This is a genomic window from Alteribacillus iranensis, assembly GCF_900113025.1.
Taxonomy (GTDB): domain Bacteria; phylum Bacillota; class Bacilli; order Bacillales; family Marinococcaceae; genus Alteribacillus_A; species Alteribacillus_A iranensis.
This window is the reverse complement of record NZ_FONT01000003.1, coordinates 375,752-397,437: the sequence shown is the minus strand read 5'-3', so window position 1 is coordinate 397,437 and position 21,686 is coordinate 375,752. Positions and strand designations below refer to the sequence as shown.

Annotated in this window: 20 protein-coding genes and 1 tRNA gene; 5 read left to right on the top strand and 16 right to left on the bottom strand. The window is 41.4% G+C overall.

The window, feature by feature from the left end:
* The first annotated feature begins 407 nt into the window (after positions 1–407).
* Both BM095_RS09675 and BM095_RS09670 read left to right on the top strand, forming a co-directional pair.
* Positions 408–914: an RNA polymerase sigma factor gene (locus BM095_RS09675; protein ID WP_091660877.1), complete on the top strand. Its 507-nt coding sequence runs from the start codon at positions 408–410 to the stop codon at positions 912–914.
* Positions 899–1,810, top strand: a complete 912-nt coding sequence (locus tag BM095_RS09670; RefSeq protein ID WP_091660874.1) for a sigma factor regulator N-terminal domain-containing protein — start codon at positions 899–901, stop codon at positions 1,808–1,810. The genes BM095_RS09675 and BM095_RS09670 overlap by 16 nt, the downstream gene beginning before the upstream one ends.
* A gap of 71 nt (positions 1,811–1,881) precedes the next feature.
* On the opposite strand, the gene BM095_RS09665 is transcribed toward BM095_RS09670, so the two are convergent.
* Positions 1,882–2,340: a hypothetical protein gene (locus BM095_RS09665; protein ID WP_091660872.1), complete on the bottom strand. Its 459-nt coding sequence runs from the start codon at positions 2,338–2,340 to the stop codon at positions 1,882–1,884.
* 235 nt (positions 2,341–2,575) lie between these two features.
* Between BM095_RS09665 and BM095_RS09660 the strand changes: the two genes are divergently transcribed.
* Both BM095_RS09660 and BM095_RS09655 read left to right on the top strand, forming a co-directional pair.
* Complete coding sequence (locus tag BM095_RS09660; RefSeq protein ID WP_091660869.1) at positions 2,576–2,932, top strand: hypothetical protein; 357 nt, start codon at positions 2,576–2,578, stop codon at positions 2,930–2,932.
* A 36-nt stretch (positions 2,933–2,968) separates the two neighbouring features.
* Positions 2,969–3,238: a DUF3021 domain-containing protein gene (locus tag BM095_RS09655; RefSeq protein ID WP_091660866.1), complete on the top strand. Its 270-nt coding sequence runs from the start codon at positions 2,969–2,971 to the stop codon at positions 3,236–3,238.
* A 49-nt stretch (positions 3,239–3,287) separates the two neighbouring features.
* Here the strand turns inward: BM095_RS09655 and BM095_RS09650 are convergent, their stop codons facing one another.
* A complete protein-coding gene (locus BM095_RS09650) occupies positions 3,288–3,569 on the bottom strand; it encodes a hypothetical protein (protein WP_091660863.1) in 282 nt (93 codons plus the stop codon).
* A gap of 700 nt (positions 3,570–4,269) precedes the next feature.
* Complete coding sequence (locus BM095_RS09645; protein ID WP_091660860.1) at positions 4,270–5,961, bottom strand: RNA-binding domain-containing protein; 1,692 nt, start codon at positions 5,959–5,961, stop codon at positions 4,270–4,272.
* A 344-nt stretch (positions 5,962–6,305) separates the two neighbouring features.
* Here BM095_RS09645 and BM095_RS09640 point away from each other — a divergent pair, with 344 nt between their 5' ends.
* Positions 6,306–7,034, top strand: coding sequence for a M48 family metallopeptidase (locus BM095_RS09640; RefSeq protein WP_091660856.1), 729 nt, complete (start codon positions 6,306–6,308; stop codon positions 7,032–7,034).
* Positions 7,035–7,053: 19 nt separating this feature from the next.
* Here the strand turns inward: BM095_RS09640 and BM095_RS09635 are convergent, their stop codons facing one another.
* The 13 genes from BM095_RS09635 to BM095_RS09570 form a co-directional block, all read right to left on the bottom strand.
* On the bottom strand, positions 7,054–8,112 hold the full coding sequence (locus tag BM095_RS09635) for a DnaJ domain-containing protein (RefSeq protein WP_091660853.1): 1,059 nt from the start codon (positions 8,110–8,112) through the stop codon (positions 7,054–7,056).
* A 30-nt stretch (positions 8,113–8,142) separates the two neighbouring features.
* Entirely contained in the window at positions 8,143–8,823 is a 681-nt protein-coding gene (locus BM095_RS09630) for a hypothetical protein (RefSeq protein ID WP_091660850.1), read from the bottom strand.
* Positions 8,824–9,063: 240 nt separating this feature from the next.
* A complete protein-coding gene (locus BM095_RS09625) occupies positions 9,064–9,669 on the bottom strand; it encodes a hypothetical protein (RefSeq protein WP_091660847.1) in 606 nt (201 codons plus the stop codon).
* Positions 9,670–9,693: 24 nt separating this feature from the next.
* The gene (locus tag BM095_RS09620) at positions 9,694–12,630 is read right to left on the bottom strand and encodes a type I restriction endonuclease subunit R (RefSeq protein WP_091660845.1); all 2,937 of its coding nucleotides are present in this window, start codon (positions 12,628–12,630) and stop codon (positions 9,694–9,696) included.
* Positions 12,627–13,919 carry a restriction endonuclease subunit S gene (locus tag BM095_RS09615; protein WP_218151625.1) on the bottom strand — a complete coding sequence of 431 codons (1,293 nt, stop codon included), beginning with the start codon at positions 13,917–13,919 and terminating at the stop codon, positions 12,627–12,629. The genes BM095_RS09620 and BM095_RS09615 overlap by 4 nt, the downstream gene beginning before the upstream one ends.
* Entirely contained in the window at positions 13,912–15,393 is a 1,482-nt protein-coding gene (locus tag BM095_RS09610; protein WP_091660839.1) for a type I restriction-modification system subunit M, read from the bottom strand. Before BM095_RS09610 ends, BM095_RS09615 begins: the two co-directional genes overlap by 8 nt.
* Before the next feature lie 338 nt (positions 15,394–15,731).
* Positions 15,732–15,807, bottom strand: a tRNA-Val gene (locus BM095_RS09605).
* A gap of 105 nt (positions 15,808–15,912) precedes the next feature.
* Positions 15,913–16,737: an STAS domain-containing protein gene (locus BM095_RS09600; protein WP_091661009.1), complete on the bottom strand. Its 825-nt coding sequence runs from the start codon at positions 16,735–16,737 to the stop codon at positions 15,913–15,915.
* 254 nt (positions 16,738–16,991) lie between these two features.
* Positions 16,992–18,011, bottom strand: a complete 1,020-nt coding sequence (locus BM095_RS09595) for a DUF3231 family protein (RefSeq protein WP_091660837.1) — start codon at positions 18,009–18,011, stop codon at positions 16,992–16,994.
* A 135-nt stretch (positions 18,012–18,146) separates the two neighbouring features.
* A complete protein-coding gene (locus BM095_RS09590) occupies positions 18,147–19,295 on the bottom strand; it encodes a D-alanyl-D-alanine carboxypeptidase family protein (RefSeq protein ID WP_091660834.1) in 1,149 nt (382 codons plus the stop codon).
* 492 nt (positions 19,296–19,787) lie between these two features.
* The gene (locus tag BM095_RS09585) at positions 19,788–20,234 is read right to left on the bottom strand and encodes a universal stress protein (RefSeq protein WP_322787605.1); all 447 of its coding nucleotides are present in this window, start codon (positions 20,232–20,234) and stop codon (positions 19,788–19,790) included.
* 370 nt (positions 20,235–20,604) lie between these two features.
* Positions 20,605–20,853, bottom strand: coding sequence for a hypothetical protein (locus tag BM095_RS09575; protein WP_091660825.1), 249 nt, complete (start codon positions 20,851–20,853; stop codon positions 20,605–20,607).
* Between the two features lie 66 nt (positions 20,854–20,919).
* Positions 20,920–21,672 carry a maleate cis-trans isomerase family protein gene (locus BM095_RS09570; RefSeq protein WP_091660823.1) on the bottom strand — a complete coding sequence of 251 codons (753 nt, stop codon included), beginning with the start codon at positions 21,670–21,672 and terminating at the stop codon, positions 20,920–20,922.
* Between the last annotated feature and the right edge of the window lie 14 nt (positions 21,673–21,686).

Here is a 21,686-nt window from a genome sequence, read left to right as displayed (position 1 = left end):
AGAGACAGTTGAAAACTACCACTTAGCTATTACTAACGTATTAGAGCGGGCAAAAAAGGAGACGGTACCTGTCCTTGGTTTTTAAGAAAAGCGCAAGCGCCCTGCTCAGACGCGATAGGTTCTGGAGGGGCAGCAAAGAAAGGTGCTCTTCCTTTCATTGTCCGCACCTAGTTGGAAGGTCGGCTAAAACCGTCTCGTCCTGAGACAACGCCGACCTGACCCACATCGTGTGGGCCTCCCGAGCGGCTGGGCGCTGGAGCTAGACATCACTCCATGAATGTTATACTTTCTCTTACTTTCAAGAAATGTTATGAACCATACAACCTAACATTTTCGTTAAAATAATGGAGACATGTGTATACCTTTTTCCTTATTCATTCGTTGTATAAGTATAGGGAGGATTTATGATGAGAAAAGACAATGTCCTCGCCTCCTATCTCATCCAGTTAGGAGAGGAGGTGTTCCGGGTCTTACAAAGGAAAGGCGCTAAAAAAGAAGATGCAGAAGATATCATCCAAAACACATATTACAAAGTGTACACTTTATTGGATGACCTGACCGAGCATAATGTACGTCCGTGGTTTTTCCGTGTCGCTTTTAATGAATACATAGACATGAAAAGAAAAAAAGAGAACCAAACCATTTATTTATCCGAAGAACTTGTGTCGAAACTTCAGTACCGCGACTCCGACATTCATGCCATATTAAACAAAGATGAAATCTTCTCTTTGTTAAAAGATGTCAAAAAAGAGCACAAAGAAATTTTCTATTTGAAATATTATTATGACCTTTCCTATGAAGACATTGCCGCTATGCTGGATGTGAAGGTAAGCAGTGTGAAACAAAAATTATACCGCGCTCGCCAATCCATTCACTCAAAAACAGGAGGGACTCAAAAATGGACTCGTCGTTAAAAGAAGCTTTACGAAAAGCGAAACGAAAACAAGTCATCAAAACGGCCATCATTTCGGTGATGGTAGTACTGTTTCTATTGCCTCTCCTCTATCAATCGGGGAATTATTTTGCATCCAAAAGCTCTTCAAAGCTCCATGAACAACTCTTTTTATATCACGACATTGCGCAGCCTAACATCCAAATCGATTCGCAAGTCACACGTGATTCATCTATGTTCGGCGGCTACATTGTGACGAATCGTTCGAAAAATATTAACGGATACATCGTGCCTTGGAGCACGCTCACCAGTTCCTCTGATTGGTTCGGATACAACATTGACTACAACGAACTGATTCCAGGATTTCACTGGACGGACACCGATTTTTATGAGTATGACAAACAAACAAAAAATAAAGTAGCGACGTTTTACCATCCAGCGATCGAGGAGTATTATAACGAGGTGCCTAATGAAATAAGTGACATAGCTAGTATGGAAAATCACGTCGCTGAAGTTGCGCTGTCTTTCGATCAACCTTACACTTGCGAGGAAATAGAGGCGAACATTCCGGATAACCTGAACATCGTTTGGCTGTATATGACGTCTGCCATTAAAGATGAAAGCAAGGGTCCTTCCGGGATGCCGGTTTACGGATTTCACCCATATGGCTCTCCCGATGAGGCCTTTCAAAGCTTTCTAGAGGCGCTTGAAGCATATGACGCAAACAACAGAAACGAAACGATCCAAGACTTTTTAGAAGAGCATGCCAATACACCGTGGGAAGACGTGGAAATCTTAGGAGTCATGGTGACGGGACAAACGCAGCACTTGGAAGCCTTAGAAGATCAGGATTTTATTCGCGGCGCCTCAGTAGGAGCAACGGTTGAAATGGTACCGTACATTACACCGGAAAAGTAACAGGTATATGAAATAAGGACGCATTCCTGCTTGGGGTGGCGTCCTTACTCTGACATGTAAAATGATTATTTCTAATATAACTCTATGTTCTCATGGACGTTTTCTTCTGCTGCCGGATCCCACCACTCGACGATCATGTATATGTCAGCGATGTCCTCGCGGGTAAGGGCCTCCCCATTTTCATCGAGATACGCACCGCTTTCGATTGCGCCGGTCGTTTCTTCCGAGATATCCACGCCAGGCCCGGATACCGATCCCGAATGAACGACGGTGTCTTCCCCATTCATCACTACATGGGTTTCAAAATGAAAAAAGTCGCTGGCCTCATCCGTTTCATTTTTCATATGTAGCGTTCCATTTCCAGCCTTAAATGTCTCTGACGTGATCTCTACTTCATAGCCTGACAGCTCCCAGGAGTCACTTTCTCCCGTTAAAAGCAAGTAATCATTGAAATCTTCTTCGACTTGGCCGCAACCAACTAACACAACTGTACAAAAAACAATAAGCCACCAACATGTGTTTCTCTTCATTACATAAACCATCCTAACTACAAACGTTTTATTTGAATACAAGCGTTGCCTGCCGCGTTTTCTTTTTTTAGTTTATCCCCTTCTGACTATGTTATCGTAATTTGGCAGTTTTGTGGGTGTTTTAACGAATAGAGACTAGCATTTCTCCTTAGGATGATAGTTGCCAACCTATTCCATTTCAAGGATAATATCCCTGAGAAATCTTTTAAACATGTAGTTTGGAGAGGAATGAATAATGAGCAAAATCAAGCGAACCATCGATAAAGAATACTTTCGAAAGGCCTATCTCTTCGGAATTTTTTTAGCTATCGTTGCCCTCCTTATCTTCTATTTGTCGAAAGACACCAACTATGTTCCTCTCATTATTGTGTCGTTTGTCTTGTACCCGTTTGCCAGAATTCCATATGACTTGTTGTTGGGGTTTCGGGTAAGACAGTGGATCGAACAAGAATCCGTGATATCCTTATTTCTCAACCAACTTCACTACATCATTCATTTCGTTATCTTTCTGTTCAGTTTTTTCTTAGCTCCTCTCGGCATTCTTCTTCTCGTGATACGAACGATTTACCGTTGGTTACGAAAGACTACCTAACCCTCCGTATCACTACCAAGAAATTCACTCGGAGCGATGTTTTGCGGCTGGTTTTTCTCCGCGTCTCCTTTATATTTCGAATTGAAAAACCTCCGACTTAGCCAGCAGACCGCTTTGCATTTCATAACGGTTGTCCTCCTGTATTTCCCGTTATCGCTCGGCATCGGATGGATTCCTTTCAACGTGCCAAGCATTCTGATTGCCGTGGTTCTGTTTCTTCTCATTTACGCTGTCATATGGTCGGGGTTCTACCTGTATTTTAAAAACGTCGCCAAACAGTTGAATGATGACTTGCAACACCTGTAACTAAACATCGAACTAGGAAAAAGACCGCTCCTCTGAAAAGAAGGGCGGTCTATTCTATGCCATACACCTCAAAAGATAAATTCTCAGCAGCCTGTGTTACCGCTTTTGCGATCGTATCGTTAAATTCGTCCGGGTCTTCTATGGCTAATCCATCCACACTCACGTCCACCACGATCATGTTTTTCTTTCTAAAACCAACTCTTTCTCTCGTTTGCCAGCTCTCCACGGCTGTCACACGGCGACCGACTTTCTCCAATTCTGATTTCAGCTCTGTTTCAAAGGAATAATTCGTGTAAGACGGGTCCTCAAACAATGTTACTTTTATATTCATTTGTCTCCCCCCTTTACCATCAGCTTATACCAAGTGATACCAACTAGGAAGCTAGAAAGAGGAAATTTCTTCAATCATATGTATTCGCCGTCTCTTCAAAAATGTTATCTTCCATATGATCCCTCCGTGCTTATTTCATTTTCCGTATCATCAAAATTAAACCAAATCCTAAGTGAAAACAAACATATTAAGCCTATTATTGTTATGCCTTCTCGTCTCATTTACTTCAAACAACAAAAAAGCCACCATACCGATGATGACTTTGTAAAATACTAGACGAATATATAAGCAACTTGTTATTATGATGAATCTCTAGATGAATTGCCGCGGCTGTGTCCCAACCTAATTTTATAAAAACCTAAACGACGTATGCCCTACCTCTCATACATCCTTACGGCTCCGAAGCCGTTCCAGTGTGATTAAGTCCTTACTAAAACGTAAGAACGCCAGATAATTTATGTCATTCATGATATTTTCAAGTTGATTCGGTAAGCATCTTGTTTAATTATAACAGGACTGTAGCTAAATAGCAATTTCATGACATGTTACAGAATGAAATCACCTTTAACAACCATGTCCCATTTTGTCCCGATTATGTCCCAATTCTGTCCCGATTTAAGTGTGAACCTTATCTGTTCTGTTATAACAAGGGATGCATTTTCATTATGATTTTACATCTATGTCCCATTTTGTCCCGATTTTAGGATTTATAAATATATTTAGTACCTGCTCCTTTACCTATAACTTGTACTCCATTAGTTTTTAATTCTTGTATCATTCTATGGACTTGTTTTCGATTCATGCCAGTCAATTGTCGTACTTCCTTATTAGTTAAACTTCTACCAGTCTTTAGTATTGATAATACTCGAATTTTTACTGCCTCTTTGTCTAAGCTTTGTTGACGCTCGTATTCCAAATCACCCTTTAATATTTCATATGCATTACGTGACAGGGTGAAATATCGACCTTTTCCACGACCAACAGCCTCTAAGAGATGGAATTCATTCTGCATTTTACTAAGTAGTTCTCTAGCTTGTTCTAAACTTCTCTGTGCAACTTCAGCAGCGATCGTAGTATCAATTTCTTCATGTCTTATTAGGTATTGCAGAACAAGCAGATGATCAACGTCAACGTGGAGATTTTCCTGTGACATATGATTTACTATGTTCTTAAAATTTTTATTTAATGGCGATGATATAAATGTTAATTCAATATTGCTACCAATCTCCCTATAAACCGGTGGTTCTTTACCCTCGATTAAAAGAGACCGAAATATCCTAGAAACTCCAAGATTGGAACGATTGACCAACTTTAGCCTGTCTAACAAATCCATTAAGTGATTATTTCTCGCTACTGGCGGGTGATGTAGAATATTTTGAGGAGTAATACCACCCACAAATTCACCCGGGTTTGTTAAGATAAGTTTATCTTTATACTGCTTTAACATAATTGTTCCCATCATTCGATAATCTCGATGACCGAAAGCATTTAGTAGAGCTTCCCGTAAAGCAATTGTAGGATAAGTACTAAACTCTGGATGTACTAGACCCGCTTCAACTGTTACCATGGGGTTATCCACTGCTATATACCTTTCCAGCTCATATAGTGCTACTGGAATAGCATGTACTCCATCATCCCTTTGAGAATAATCTGTGTCACTGATCATCTTTCTATACGACCACTTGTGCTGTGGAATAAACTTTGAAATAGCTTCAGGTTTCCCGACAAGTAATAGCGATCCTTTAGTTAAATACCGATCCTTCAAGGCTCCAATGGATCTTAACAAATCTTCATCCGACAATGAGAGAAGGGTCTCATCCACCCTTTCCCTAGACATGATTTCACGAACACGTTCCATTGCTGAATGGGAAAAAAGTTCCTTCCAATCTTCTTGTACTACCTCAGCAGTAAAATCCATTTCACTCGAGGTAGACATCATTTGCCGTCTCAAAGTTCCTGTTAGCGGAATACACTCTTTTCCCTGTCGGATGGTCGCTGATCCATCTGTTGTCGTATAAGGTGGACTGCTCGGGAATACATTCATTAACAATAAGCGTGTGGTTCCTTCTTCAACGAAGATGTCTTCAAATTGTGGCGTTAAATGCGGATCTGTCCGTTCATGGACTCTTCTCTGGAGGATAGAAGTATCAACATCTTTTGGTACGCCAAGTATTGCATTCGCTCTGCCTTTTACGTTATCGACCACACCAAAAATCACGCTTCCACCGCCGCCGTTCGCCATACATACGGCCATCTTAATCATCATCTTTATGTTATCGTCACGGCTTCGTTTATTCCACTGTTTAAAATCCAGCAACTGTGATTCCAACTCATCCGCCGTTTTCGTTTCCAACTGATTTAACAAATGGTGAACCCCTTCTTTTGATATCAATGGATTCTCCCCTTCGATAAAACTTATTTGCTTTTCTGATATATTTTAGTTAATACTTCTTTACATTCTTTCAGCAATTATTCCTGCTTTTCAGTCATACTATTTTTCTCTCCGACATTTCTGTTTGATACTAAACAATAGATTCTCCTGCTATAATAAGATAGTGCAGCAGTACATGATTTGAATTACAGTAACTGCTGGGCCAAGTTTAAGAAAACTACTTAAGTCTATGCCCTGAAAGAGGTACAGAAATAATATTAGAAACATCGCTAGCTATAATGTAGTAGATATATCATAAAATTTCCAGCTTTCACCAACCACAGCAAAGAAAGGAGTACGATTCGTTGCCTACATTTCAGTTTGGAACCACTCCCATCGACTATGATTTGAAGATATCTTCTTCTGCCAAGGAAATCAAGATATCCGTTGATTGGCAAGACGGAGTGTGTGTCCTTAAGCCATCGCACATTTCTGATAATCAACTCCAGCATGCTCTACAGAAAAAAGCTCCTTGGATATTGGCAAAGTGGCAAGAAATCAATGAAATAGAAGATCCAGCTCCTCCAAAAGAGTTTGTGAGTGGGGAGAAGTTCCCCTATATTGGTCGGCATTATCGATTAAAAGTAGACACCTTAGACAGCCCTGTGAAAGCTTCTCTACGGCTTTATCGTGGTCGCTTCTATGCTCAAATTCCTACGCTGGAAGAAGATAAGAAACGTCAGACACTTCATCAATTGTTTAAGGATTGGTATGTCCAGCACGGTCAGACAAAGGTGGAAGAAAGGCTTGAATTATACAAGGAGAGAATGGGAGTAAGTCCAAGCCGTCTCTTAGTGAAAGATCAAAAAATGCGTTGGGGAACGTGTACACACGAAGGAGCCATCTACCTTAATTGGCGTATTATGATGGCTCCTATGACGGTGATTGATTATATTCTTGTCCACGAACTTTCTCATTTAATGTACCCTAATCATTCTAAGGAGTTTTGGGCTTGTATTAAAACGTACCTCCCTGATTACGAGGCACATAAAGAATGGTTACGTATTAATGGTCCGAGGTTAACGTTACAATAATAGATGTATAGTAAGTACCTTACTTAAGCTTTAAATTATCACTGACATCCGACCATCCAATTACTTCCCCATTCTCAAATTTAATCGTAGAATAATCATACTCCCACGTATTTGTTTTACTGTCTACCCCAGTCGGTGTTCCCATCACATCAATAACATCTTGTTGGGTGCTCCCTGTTGTAAAGTGATGCACGTCCTCCTTTTCTTGCTTCATCTCCACCTTTAAATTGTCACTAATATCGGTCCATCCCGACACTTTACCATTCTTAAAGCGGACGATGGAGTACTCATATCTCCAATTACCTGTATGATTATTAATCCCACTTGGTGCCCCCATTACCGTTTTTACGTGCTCTTCTGTCGATCCTAAGGTAAAGAAGTCTGTATTTGTTTCATTAGAAACTTCTTCGTCCGCGTGATGCTTAGTAGATGGGGGCTCTGATTCAGGGTTCATGTCATCCTGAGTCTCAGCAGCTGTTGCTGTATTGGTTTCTGTTTTTACAGCTTGATTATATTGCTCCACTAACGTTTCATATTCCGTGTGTAATGCATATAACTCTTCATCTAAGGCAGTATTATGGGCTAATAATTCTTCATTTTCTGATATGACTGATGCTAGCGTTTCTTTTAGTTCCATAGTGGCTGTTTCTTCCTCTGGATCGGTGTATAGTAAACTGAGCACGAGGAGAGCATTAATAAATATGGAGGTCACTGCGACCCCTTTCCACGAAGCAAACTTCTTTACTGACGAGAATTGTTTTGAATGACGGGAGTCAGGTTCATTTTCCCTATTATTCTTCGCTCCACCCTCCTTCTCTTTAACACTTGCGTAGTCACGTCTGTCTTCTTGATAATAATTTTGTCCCATGTATATGTCATATAATGCATTATAATTGCGTCTTTCCCATTCATCATCCAGTGTGTCAAAAGCTCTTTTTATTAAAACAAAGGCTTCCTTGTTACCTCCTGTATCGGGGTGGTGCTGCTTCGCCTTTTCCCTATACGCTTTCTTAATTTCTTGTTTGGTAGCATTCCTTGTTACACCCAGAACTCTGTAATAATCAATAAATGTATCCATGTTCGTTCACCCTATTCAATAATTATCAATTCACATGATATGCGAAATGCTATTAGTTAAGAGCTGTGCAAACTTCCGACTCATAAAGGCATTATCCATGGCATGCTTGGTGATATTAAGCCATTCGCCCTTGCTCATTCCAAAATCCTTTTCAAACTCCTCCAAACCCAGCATCTCATCTTCTTCGTACCTGGATATGACGTAATCACTTACATCCAGGTGAGAATCAAACGCTGAAAAAAGGAAATACTCATATTCTCGCATGGGATGAGCTTTTAATTTCTCCCCTATCTTTTTAAGACCCTCATAACACTCTTCACTGTTTGACTCCCACAAACGGTGAATATCAGCGTAAATGTCCTTAAAAAATGGGATAAATACATCCCCATCTTCAACCTTCGTTTCATCCCATTGATCTAATTCCTGCTTGAAATCTTCACAATGAACATAATCTGCGTCCATCGGTTCTCTTATCAGAAAACCAGCTAGGGCTGTTGGCAAAAAGATGTAAGTAATAAATCCTAAAGCAGCATACACGTTGGGATAAATCACCCACGAACTTTCCAACTGATTACTATATGGATTACAAATAGAAAGTTGTAAGTAAATAGACTCTTCTGTCATCGGCTTACCTAGAAAATTACCTTCCCACATCTCTATATCTTGGTCCATTTGCATTTTCCAATATTCATACATTTGAAATGATGTCACGTTTCCCCTTCTCCCCTCGTTTGTTCCTTTTATATGTAACTCAAAGAGCCAATTAAGTAATAGAAAGGAGATAACCAGACCCTGAGCGTATTTTTATAAGGGCAGGTTAACTCCTATTCCATAATAAAAAAAAAGTCCAGTACGTATCGATTCCCGCGCTTCGCGCAAGTTCTAGGTTCTTGCTTCTGCCAATTTTATAAAGTCTTCGTGACTATGAAGATTGAATTTTTTACATACTAGCTACCAGTCATATCCCGAGTCATAACCCCAGTCTGACTCAAATGTGCTCTCATAGGAATCATCGTGTGAGCCAACGTCAAATTCTGAATCGTATCCCCAATCGGTTTCATTCGACTCCGAGTATCGGTCATTCCAATCGTTATCAAACAAAGAATCATTATTGTCGTACTCCCAATCGGAGCCTTCAGAGTGATACCAATGATAGTCACCACTTGAGCGTATCCCCGCATCCTTGGAATAACCCCAGTCTGTATCTAAGTTAGAATCATAGGAGTCATACCTCCAGTCATTTTCTGAGCCCCACTCCCTGCCGTAATCGGAGCGGGAGGAATCATACGACCAATCGGATCTTGTACTTGATTCGAAGCTTCCATAGTTGTTGTCAAAAGGTAGTTTTGTTCCCCTTTCCCCTGTATAGGGATTTACATTGCCATAACTACTGTAATTGTTCCAAAAATACCCGTCTGGATCACTACGAAAATGGCCTTCCACGTAGGTTCCATCATCACGTGTATAACCATTCACCCAAGTGTCGGCAGTTGCTGTGTTGGTTACTTGAACGTTCAGCAGAACAGTGAAAAATAGCATTACAGTAAATTTTTTCATAAGCTTCCTCCTTCCATCCTTGCTCTATCGTTTGTAATGGACCTGTGCTAAGTCTACTAACTGATGGGCTAGGCTTTCTAATTTTTCGCGTGGGCATTTACTGGCGCGCAGCTGTCGTTTTAATTTCTTTCTCATTTCCCGTTTGACGTCTTCTTTTTTTGTCCATTCGATCACAGCAAGATCCTCAATCTCTTCCGTCAGAATTTCTGTCAGATCAATGAGGGGCTCCTTATCTCCTTCTCCCATCTCTTTTTCCAGTAGTTTATAGAACGGGTATTGCTCTTTTTCTAATCCAAGTTCTTCTCCTTGCTTGGATTGCTTTCTCATATCATTTCTCAGCTCATGCAGGTCATTAGCATAATGAGCAATATCTAGCTGCTTGCTTTTTCTAGCTTCTATTAATTTCTCTAATTTTTCTTTCAGGGATGTATAGTAGACAGGGTTTTCATCCATTTTGACTTTGATCTCATGTCGGATAGCGTGTTCCATTTCGGCTGCTTGTCCTTCTATACTTTTCGTCTCCTCTAACTTCTCCTCAAATCGATCGGAAAGGATGCTAATTGGTTCATGAAGGACTTCAACAGACGTAGCTTGTAAATGTTCGGCAATTAATTGTTTGACTTTCTCCCCGCAGTCCGAAATATCCATACCTTCTTCCTGGTAGCGGGATTTTGCTCGCTGGCGAATCTTTCCCAACATCTTAAGATCATCAATATAGTCTCTTGCTTGTGGATGAGGGAGTACCCTGTCCATGCTTTCAGCGAATTTTTTAAAATCTGTCTCAAATTGGTGACGGACATCTTCTGGTTCCAGCACCTGAATCCAGCCTTCTGGATTACTAGAACTGATGTAATCAAAATATCTCATCGCCGCTCGATGGCGAGTCTGTAGACGTGGGATTTCACTTTCGATCGGTGTCAGCGCGCCTTGGATATCTTGCTTCGAGAAGATGTCTAATGCTTCTTCCAGAAAACGGGATACGCCATAATAATCAACAATTAAACCATACGTCTTTTTGTCATACGTACGATTCGTACGAGCAATCGCTTGCAGAAGGTTATGCTCTTTCAGGGGTTTATCCAAATACATCACTTGTTCTATAGGGGCATCAAAACCCGTTAAAAGCTTGTCACAAACAATAAGAAAAGCTAATTTATCTTCCTCCATCGGTTGTTTAAAACGCTCTATTACGTTTTTTTCTTCTTCAGGAGTCATATGATATTGTTTCAAGTGTTCCTTGTCATTGTGTCCCCCCGAAACAATCACGGCCGAATCATAATCACTCATTTCATCTAATTGTTCTTTATAGAGGGCTGCTGCTTCCCGAGAGACAGCGACAATTTGTGCTTTAAACCCATTCGGTGCGATATGCTCTTCATAATGATTAATGATATCTAATGTGATCTGTTCGATACGCTGAGGAGAAGCAATAATCGCTTGTTCATTCGCGTATTTCTTTTTGATTCTTTCTCTCGTTTCTTCGTCATATTCGCGAAATTTTCGGTCAAATAGCTGATCCAATGTCTCTCCTTGCACATGCAGCTCGGTCATCCGTGCTTCATAAAATATAGGTACGGTCGCTCCGTCTTCCACCGCTTGTTCAATGGTGTACTTATCAATATAAGACCCAAACGTACGTGTCGTACTTTTGTCTTCTTTATCGATCGGCGTTCCTGTAAATCCTAAATAGCAGGCGTTCGGAAGTGCGGTACGCATGTTCATCGCAAGCCCCTTATATTGGCTGCGATGACTTTCATCGACCATGACAAAGACGTTTTCTGACGTGGAAAGCTCAGGGAATCCCCCTCCTTCTTGGTCTTCTTGGAACTTTTGCACAAGTGTCATAATCGTCGAACCTGGTCCTTGAGTTAGGAGTTCTTTTAACTCACGAACACTTTCTGCCTGTCTTGGATTCGGGAATTCACAGCGCCGAAAAGTTTCGGTGATTTGTTTATCCAGGTCTTTACGGTCGGTAATCACTACAATTGTTGGGTTTTGTAAGGAAGCAATACGACGTAGCTTCACCGCTAAAAATAGCATCGTGAGTGACTTTCCAGAGCCCTGGGTATGCCAGACTACCCCGCCTCGTTCTTTGTTCGTCTCCGCGCTTAGAATGCGCTTGATCGCCTTCTGTACTGCACGGTATTGTTGGTAGCGTGCCAACTTCTTAATGGTACGTCCTTCTTCCGTTTCAAAGACGATAAAGTTTAAAATCAAATCCAACAGAGATTCTTTGGTCAACATGCCAGCTGTTAAGATGTCTTGGGGTGTGGGACTGTCATTGATTTCTGGAGTGGTAAGTGGATAAGGATCTTTCCATTCACTGTAATGCTGAGCCTTTGCGTAAATGGTACCCGCCTTGGCACGGTCGTTACTAGTTGCAATCATAAATTGATTGTAGTGAAAAAGCCTCTCCTGTTCGTCCTGGTAACGTCGCAATTGCTTGATCCCCTGTCCCATTTGTTCATCGACAGGAAGCATAGGACTTTTGCATTCAATAACAACAAGAGGCAAGCCATTCACAAACAGGATCAAATCAGGACGAATCGTTCCTTGGGCATCTGAAATACTAAATTGATCAACAACTAAAAACTCATTGTTGGCAGGCTCCTCAAAGTCCACAATTTTGACTGTTTGACTTTTCTTTCCCTTCCCTAAATCCTGTTGGATAGAAAGGTAGTTTACGAGTTTATTATGAAAGGTTTCATTCGCTTCCATGAGATTTGTGGCGTCGATATGGGTAATAGATCGTAAAATCTTGTGGCGGTTATTGTCATCGATCCACGGATTCAGACGTTGTAAAGCGTTAGACAGACGAGAGCGGAGAATAACATCACTCCGCGTCTCCCGCTCAGCATCCAAAGAAGGGCCAGAAACATGCTCATAGCCTATTTCTTTTAACTGCTCAATCAATCGATCCTCCACGAGGTGCTTCTCATTCCAGTCTTTTATATCCATCATGAAGGCACCTCCTGATCCTCATCCACCTTTACACGGACCTTCCCAGTGAGAAGGATTTGCATAAGGCCTTGCTTAAGAACATTCAATTGATGATATCTAGAATTCTCTGTTGATATCTTCTTGTCATGAGTTAAAAGAATTTTGGATATTTCATCTTGTTCCTCTTTAGGAGGTAATGGCATTAATATACTTTCAATTTGTCCAGAACTAATGTTCGGAGGATCAGTCCCAGCAATTCTTAGTGATATTTCATTAGCAAAGTAACGACTTCTTGCGAATTGGTAGAAAAATTCACTATTTAAACTGTCTTTAATTTTGAATCGACATACACGTTGGTTTAATAAAGAGGGAGTATCTTTCTCATCTAATCTAGCAACTTTTGCTTGATTTCTAATAACAGGGCGTGTCATAGCCATAACTAAATCATTTTCATCTAATACGTATTCCGAATACTCATTCAAAAACTCATTAGGCAAAAATGATTGGTCTGACCAAGTAATTTCCCCAATCCCAACATTAGCTATTTTAACCCACTTCGTTCCGACCTGCTTTGCGTCTTTACTTTTAAAGGCGTATCCTCCTTGCACTTTTATCAATTTCCCGAGAGGAACACATTCCCACCCCTCAGGAATCTCACCAATTTCTGTTTTCTTAAACTTCGTGTGCCCAATTCCTTTGGTAAGAAGCTGTTGCATGACCCCTTTTTTCACTTTTTCGGTTTGTTCAATGATCGCTTCTGTTTTTTCAATGGCTTCATCGACAGAAGTGAGGATTGCTGCGATTTTTTGTTGTTCTTTTAGTGGAGGTATTAGTAATTTAAGCTTTTTTAGTGTACTTAAACCTATTCTTAGTCTAGTTGTACCCGTGCTATTACTTATAGCTTGATTTCGAAAGAGTGGTGAGTTGATATAATATAAAACATATTTTTTATCAAATCTATCTTCATCAACTACCAATCTAATGCCGTCTGAAGCCATCACATATCTTTCTTCACTCTCAGGCACTATACATGCCCTAGCTAAAGGCTCTGCCATCTTTGCAATTATTATATCTCCTGGATATATATTGCATTTAATTAGTTCATCAGCCTTTGAAGCAGAAGTGTAAATTTTATATTCTTCATTAAAAAAGCCATCCTTAATATTTTGTAGTTGAATAACCCTTACTCCTAATTCAGTATAATCACTTACTTTCAAGTCAGAACCAAAAGGTCCTCCAACTAGAGAATGTTTCATTCTGTTATCAGTAACTTGCTCTAAATTTTTCGTTTCCCATTTTTTTTCACTCACCATAACCCAACTCCTTCAAGTACCCATACATCTTACCTTCAATTTCTTCTCGTTCATCTTCTAATTTACGGAGTTCGGCTAAGGCTTCTTGAACATCAATTTGTTCTTCTTCTTCTGTTGTGTCTATATAACGGGTAATGTTTAGGTTGTAGTCGTTTTCGTTGATTTCTTCCATAGCCACAGGACGACAATATTTTTCTACTTCTTCCCATTTATCATAAGCAGAAACAATCTTCTCGATATCCTCATCTCTTAGGAAGTTTTGATTCTTTCCTTCTTGATAGTCGTCTGCGCCATGTAGAAAAAAAACATGTCCTTTCTGCCGCTCTTCTTTCTTTCGATTCAATATAAGGATCGATGCTGGAATTCCTGTTCCGTAAAAGAGATTCGGTGGTAAACCGATGACGGCTTCTAACAAGTCTTCCTCTAAGATAGCTTTACGGATCTTTCCTTCTGCTCCTCCGCGGAACAAGATACCGTGGGGCATGACCACTCCTGCTTTCCCCTCATGGTTAAGTGTGGAAATCATGTGTTGTACAAAGGCGAGATCTCCTTTATCTTTTGGCGGGATGCCAAAACGAAAACGACCTAAGTTGTCGGCTTCTGCTTCTTCTTTTCCCCAGTTACTCAAACTAAACGGTGGATTGGCAATGACTCTATCATAAAGAATCAATTCACCGTCTTCTAACAGCTGCGGATCACGAATCGTATCACCTTTTGCGATACGGTGGTCACTTAATCCATGCAGGAGAAGGTTCATTTTACACGTTGCCCACGTATTTAGGTTCCGTTCTTGACCATGCAAGGTAAGGTTTCTCACATCTCCTCCCTGTGACTTGATGTAATCCACCGATTGAATCAGCATCCCTCCTGAGCCAGCAGTTGGGTCACACACACGCATTCCTTCTTCTGGTTTCAACAGGTTCACAAGAAGTTCCACGACTTTGCTTGGCGTATAAAATTCGCCACCCTTTTTCCCTGCATCATCGGCAAACTGCTTGATTAAATACTCATAAGCTCGTCCTAGCATGTCAGGTTCCGAGAGATTACTATTGCTTAAATCAATCGCGGTGAAATGCTGAACGAGTTTTAACAAGAGCTTATCAGGAAGCCTCTCCTTATCGTTAAAATCAATATTGGCAAGCACCCCTTGTAGCGAAGGATTCTCCTCTTCTAAAGCTTCAAATGCCTTATTAATAGCGTCCCCTATATCTTGCGTCAAAGCTTGTATGGTCGTCCATCTCGCCCGCTCAGGAACGAAGAACTGATGCTCGTCACGGTCATACCAACCGAAGTCATCGTTCTCCTCCACCTCTATTTGCTTTGCTGTTTCGACAAAAACATCGCTCAGTCGCTTCAGAAACAACAAGCCGAATATGTAGTTCTTATAGTCAGAGGAATCAATGCTTCCCCGTAAGATATTTGCTGATTCCCATAGATGGGATTCCAATTCTTGCAATGTTAATTGAGACATTACTTTTCTCCCCCATTATTCTTCCGATGATTAGGTTATTGGTCATAGCATATTACCTCTATTTTGCCATGTTTTTGGAAAAAATCCTATCCCCTAAAATTTAGGAAGATCATTTCTTAAAGGTTCAGGGTTCAATAATAGCTTGCTTCCGCCGTTCGGAACTCCCGACTCTTTCTTCACATTACAGAGATTTTTATTTAATAGAAAGGAAATTGAGCTGCGAAGCGCGCTCATGAAGGAGGGCAATATCTATAGAAACCAAGGGAGTGATAAAGAGAACAGAAAAATTAACGCTAAAAAAACCCCTTGTCTTCCAAGGGGTTCGGCATTCCTATGTATGGTGTCCCGTACTGGGCTCGAACCAGTGACCTCCACCCTGTCAAGGTGGCGCTCTCCCAACTGAGCTAACGGAACAGATATGTATGTAATTCATTTCGTAACGACATTATTTATTATAACGGGTGAGCCGTGTTTCTGCAAGACCTTTTTTTGAAGGGGTTGCGAAAGCACGGCTCCTTTTTATTTTTGATCCTCGTAGACGTAGTCTCTTAATGCTTGCTGCAAGGTTCCTTTGGTTTCCGCTTTCTGTTCGAAAGAGTGTCCAGATTCCATCATTTTTTGAATAATTTCCGGGCGAAGTCCTGTGATGACGGTGCTGCATCCCATCATGTTCACCCCGTCCATAACACGGAAGACACGGTCCACTGCTTCATCTTCCATCCGTGCGACTCCTGAGAGGTCGAGAATCAAGCGGGAAATCCGAAGTCTTCGAATCTCTGTTAGTATCTTTTCTTCAATAATCATAATGCGCTCTGAGTCGATGGCACCGATTAATGGTAAAACACAAATGCTTTCTGTAATCGGAATTACGGGAACCGATAGATGCTCTACAAGCTGCTTTTGTGATTCAATCAGTTCGTCTTTGTACTGAGAGTAACGAATAAAAAAGGAACTTAGAAATGTATCGACTTGATCATTAATCGTACGTTCCGTCTCAAAAAAGTCTTGTTCCTTCATTCCGATATTATGTACTTCAAAATACTCTTGGATAAACCACCACAATGTTCTACGGATCGCTTGCACCCACTCGAGTTTAAAATCGACGGTCAGTGAGTACTTTGCCCAGAGCTCTCCTTCCTGGCGGGCAAACGCAGTAAGAAGGTTCGTTTGTTCTTCCACCACATAGCCCACTAACTGATGGGCATTATCTACCAAGTTAATATTCCCCCTCAGCCGTATCTCTTCTATTTTGTCTCTTACATTAATCGCTTCGCTTAATAATGATTCCTCGAAACGCTCTCGATTCTCCTGGATAAATACTTTAATACTTTGTCCATTTTTCATCGGCACGGGACATCACTCCACCTTATTTTAGATACGTCACTTCTTACTTCTTACCATAACAAACTCTTCAATGTTCGTAAACGACACAACCACGGAATAGAGGGAAGAAGACATCTAAGTCACCTTTCCCTTTTTCCTCCACACCCAAACATGACATATATAGATTTTTTTTATTCGCTTCATAAAAAAGCCGAATTTCAGCTGTGAAATTCGACTGTTTCGTCCGTTTGCCTCGTTTCGTTCTACCCGTGTCTTTATCCCTTTCCTCCCCACTCATTGGTGGACAGGTTTTTTCGATCTACGACTAATGGCAGCTGTTCCATCCACCCGTTATTTATCATGAGGTTCGCCCCATCTTCTACATACAACGCGACATCCAATTGTTGTTTTGCAAACAGCATTCCGACATCACTTCTCCCATTGAGAGAAGCACCATTTGCATATTCTCTTATTTTCATCGAGAACATGTCGATTTTATGATACATTATCAGTTTATTGGAAAACGTCGGAGTCGTTGACGTGGTGACCAAGTGATCTAAGAGCGAAGGCGCCGGTACATGACTGCCGTTTAATTTCTTTGACATAAGTTCAATATGTTTTTGATTCAGATTTTCCCCTCGTTCTAAATATTTTCTTACTTTTTCATTCTTTGCTCCTTGACTCAATCCTATGATGAGTGCCTTACTTGTAATATCATTGTTGATACACCCATTCAAATGAGCGACTTCTAGCCCATGAAGCGGCCGTTCCTTTCCGAGAAATCCATGTAAAAAAGTTTGATGGTCCACAAAGTCTACTTGTTCCGGAATGGGCATCGAAGGAGGATTGGTTAATTTTCCTTTCGACCGTAACAAATCATTCACATTCGACATCAAATCCGCCGTTTTCTGAAGGGCGTTCATGAAAAACGTTCGTATGTCTTTTCTCGTCACTAACGGGATAGCCACGCTATAGACGCTCAATCCTGCTTTCCCCATATATTGTAAATAATAAAGATAAAACTCATCCTGAAATAAGCGCGGTGCTTCTAAATTTACATCGTCTTTTGTAAATCCAACGGGGACTGGGAAGTTTTCTTGCGTAAAGACTTGTTTGGTTTCCTGGATGAATTCCTTGCTTAACGCGATTGCTTGTTCGAGAACTTTTTTGATGTCCTTGTCTTCCACGTGCTGATAAAAAAAGCTTAAGGTACAGACCCCCAGCGTATTGCCAACATACATAGCCCAGAGTTTTCCCATTTCAGGGGGTGTGAGATTGGATTGTTTAGGTTTCATTGTAGACGCATCTCCCATCCTCATATACAATTTATCTTACTCTGTATGTTGGACTTTTCCTGTACATATTATGTATAAAATAAAAGAGAGCGCAGGAGAAATCTTTGTGACTTCTCATGTGCTCTCACGTCCGTATTAGGTTCGCAGGATAAGATCGGTTTGTTTCTTTGTCGTTTCTATGGCTCCATCCAGCAAAGCGTAAAGTACTTTTTCTACCCAATGTATTCGTTGTTTCTCTTTTCCCTCGTTCGTGGAAGCGGCTTCGGATTTGATTTCTTCTTCCATCGGTGTCACTTTTGCTTCTAATAACAAATTGCCTTCGCCGTCTTTTACTAACAAGGAATGACCGATGATATCTTTCGTTATGTTTCCGTCTGTCGGCACGGTCACGCAGTAGTCGGATGCTGTGGCATACTGGTTGCCTTTCTCATCTGTAAATGTGTCATCTTTTTCTATTTTTTCGTTCGTGAACGCTTCAAATCCGAAATCCAATAACTGTGTCGCATCTTCATACGCTTCTTGAGAAGTAGAGGCGTTTAACGTGACAACGATCAGCTCTCTGTTCTCACGCTCCGCAGAAGTGGCTAATGTGAAACCAGATTGTTGAACGAACCCATTTTTAATCCCTGTCGCACCGTCATATTCTCGCAAAAGCTTGTGATGGTTGTGAAGGGTTGTGTCCCACCCTTCTCCTTTCCATTCAAGCTCACGGGTGCTTGCGATCGTTTGAAACGTGTTATTTTCCATCGCATATTGAGCAATTTTCGCCATATCATAAGCGGTCGTATAGTTGTTTTCATCGAACAGACCATGAGGATTTGTAAAATGAGAGCTTCGGACGCCTATCTTTTTTTCGGCAAACTCGTTCATCTCTTCTGCAAACGCAGCTTCTGAACCTGCTAAATGTTCCGCAATAACAACGCCCGCATCGTTTCCAGAATTAATGAGCAGGCCTTCAATTAAACGCTTCCACTTTATTTCTTCCCCTTCTACTAAGTAGACACTCGTTCCGTCCACGTTTGTTGCATTTTCACTGACGGTCACTACTTTCGACAAGTTCTCTTCTTCCAGGGCAATGATTCCTGTCAGTATTTTCGTGAGACTCGCCGGATACATTCTCTTCCCGGCCTCTTTCTCAAAAAGAATTTGTCCCGTCTCTGCATCGATGAGGATGGCCGTTTCACTCTTCACTTTCGGCTCTCTTTCGGTTGGTGCCGCTAACCCATAACTAGAAGGCAAAGAAAGCAGGTAGAGAAAAAGGAAAATAGAAAAAGCTTTTCTCATTACAGATAGTCACCTTTCTATACAAATCCATGCTTTTGTTTATATTCTAGCGTCACCCTTCATCTTACATAATATAGCGACAAAAATCATTCCAACAAACTGTCCAATTTGTGGAAGCCTGTCTATTTGTCCATCTCTCTGTCGATGTGTGACACATGACAAAAAGCCTGGTAAGAGAATGCTCCCTTTCCAGGCTTTACATGACATATCGATTACCGGCTCGTATACCCGGCATCTGCGTGTATGGTTGTCCCGGTGACGTAAGACATTGGTCAGACGCTAACCAGAGACTCGCTTCCGCTATTTCTTCCGCTTTTCCGAAACGATTAGCAGACTGAACTGCGGCGCGTATTCTTCCAGAGTAAAACCAAGCTGTTCTAACGCCCGTGGAGCATGGGAGTATCGATGGCCCCTGGAGCGACAGAGTTGCCGCCGCAATAATTACAATGTTCCCTATAATATTGAATATGCCCTTTGTCTCATCCCTTCTTTTTAGTAGGATTGCTGATTTCTTACAAGGACGACATCACAAGGGGCATAGCGGGCAATGGCGGAAGACACACTACCGATGAGCAGTCGTTCCACTGCATTTAAACCGGTAGCTCCGACTACAATCACGTCGGCATCAAATTTCACTGCTAGTTCTTTAGGAATCACGTGTTTCGGCGAACCGTGTTCCACCAGCGTAGTTACCTGTTTAATTCCTGCTTTTTCTGCTTCTTCTTTGTAGGTGTCAAGTAAAACGTTCGCATGTTTCCCAGCTCGTTCTACAATTGTGCGGTCATATTGAGCAATGGTGGCATACGTTCTTGTGTCAATCACATGAGCGATAATGAGATGAGCCTGATCATCGACCGCTAAGTCGACGGCTTTTTGAAAAGCATGTTTCGCTTCGTCTGACCCATCAATTCCAACGAGAATGTTTTTATAATGTGGCATAATATTCCCTCCTGACCATTCTCATTGTAGTGAAAGGGAAAAGCTTCAGGTATCAGGAGTTTCCCCTATTTTGCCAAGCGGCGACCATTCCTTACTCCCGTTGCGGAGAAAAAACGGAGTAGAGAGAAACTTCCGAGGCCTTCGTATCCAGATGAAAAACAGTGTCGAGGCAATGGCGCTAGAAGTTTCGTCTTGTCTCTCAGACATCATGATATTCCTTTTATCAACCTCTTCCTTCCATTGATTAATCATAAACATGGGATTCGATCCAGGTGTGGGGGAACAAGGGGAAAATGCGTTTGAGACCATATATCACTCCACGAATGCTTTCTTATCTTTGAACAGAAAAAAGCACCCGATGATTGGGTGCTTAACGGTAAAGGTTATATCGGCTTATTTGAGATTCAGCTTTCGCGTAGATCTGCGCAGCTTCCTCAGTCGAAATGTCAAATTGTTCACTGGCTTTTTTTTCAGCGAATGTATCATTTTTCGCTTCATCATATTTCTCGCCCGCCGCCTCTAAATCTGCGTATACCTTTTTCATGTAAACGTATACATCTACTTCCTTCTCTGGCATTTTCTCGGCGAGTTGGCCGGCGTCCAAGTGTACATCACTCATTTGTATGTAGCCCCCTTTGGTATAATGATAATACATATTTTTTACAATACAAGTGTTTTTTAATATTTACGTTAATTCTACATTTCCATTCGTTATTCCTTGTTTGAATAACGTACCCATCCCATATTGTTCTTCTAAAAGACCGGCGATGCGCAATGTTTCCCAAAAACTGACTTGGTTTGCTGTGAGGACTGGCTTTCCCACTGTTTCCTCGAGTGCTTCTATCCATTCAGCCGTATGCAATGCTGTGTCTGGGATGAGCAATGCTTCTGCCTGTGGATGATCGCTGTCAGCCGCAAATTGAAGGATTTCGTTTTTTGTTAGTGTGCCCACTTCTGCAGCTGTAATAATCCCTTTTGCTTCACAATCCAGGATATCGATATCAAAAGCTCCAAGAAATTGTGTAAACAAGGAAGCGATGTCTTCCGGATAAGGAGCTGCGACCGCTGCCCGCTTAATATCTAATGTTCTGGCGGCACGTGCAAACGCGAGAGCCGTGGTAGAAGCAGGTACGTTCAGCTCCTTCTCAAGAGCTTCGATTTGTTGTTCTACGCCTTCTCGCCCTAAGACGAAGCTCGCGCTTGTAGACGTCCATAGGACCGCATCTATGTCCTTGTTTTTGAGATGCTGTGCACCTTCAAGAAGTCGAGGAAGGCTCCCCATTTCTGACAAAGCCTCGACGGTGTGTGCATCTTTTTCAAAGGAAGTATGTATAACCTCAACATCTACTTGTGGATTCACCAACTGCCCCATACGTGGATAATCATCTTCAGCAGCATAGCCCGGGTACAAAAAAGCGATCCTCTTCTTACCGCTCATCCCTTGTTCCCACC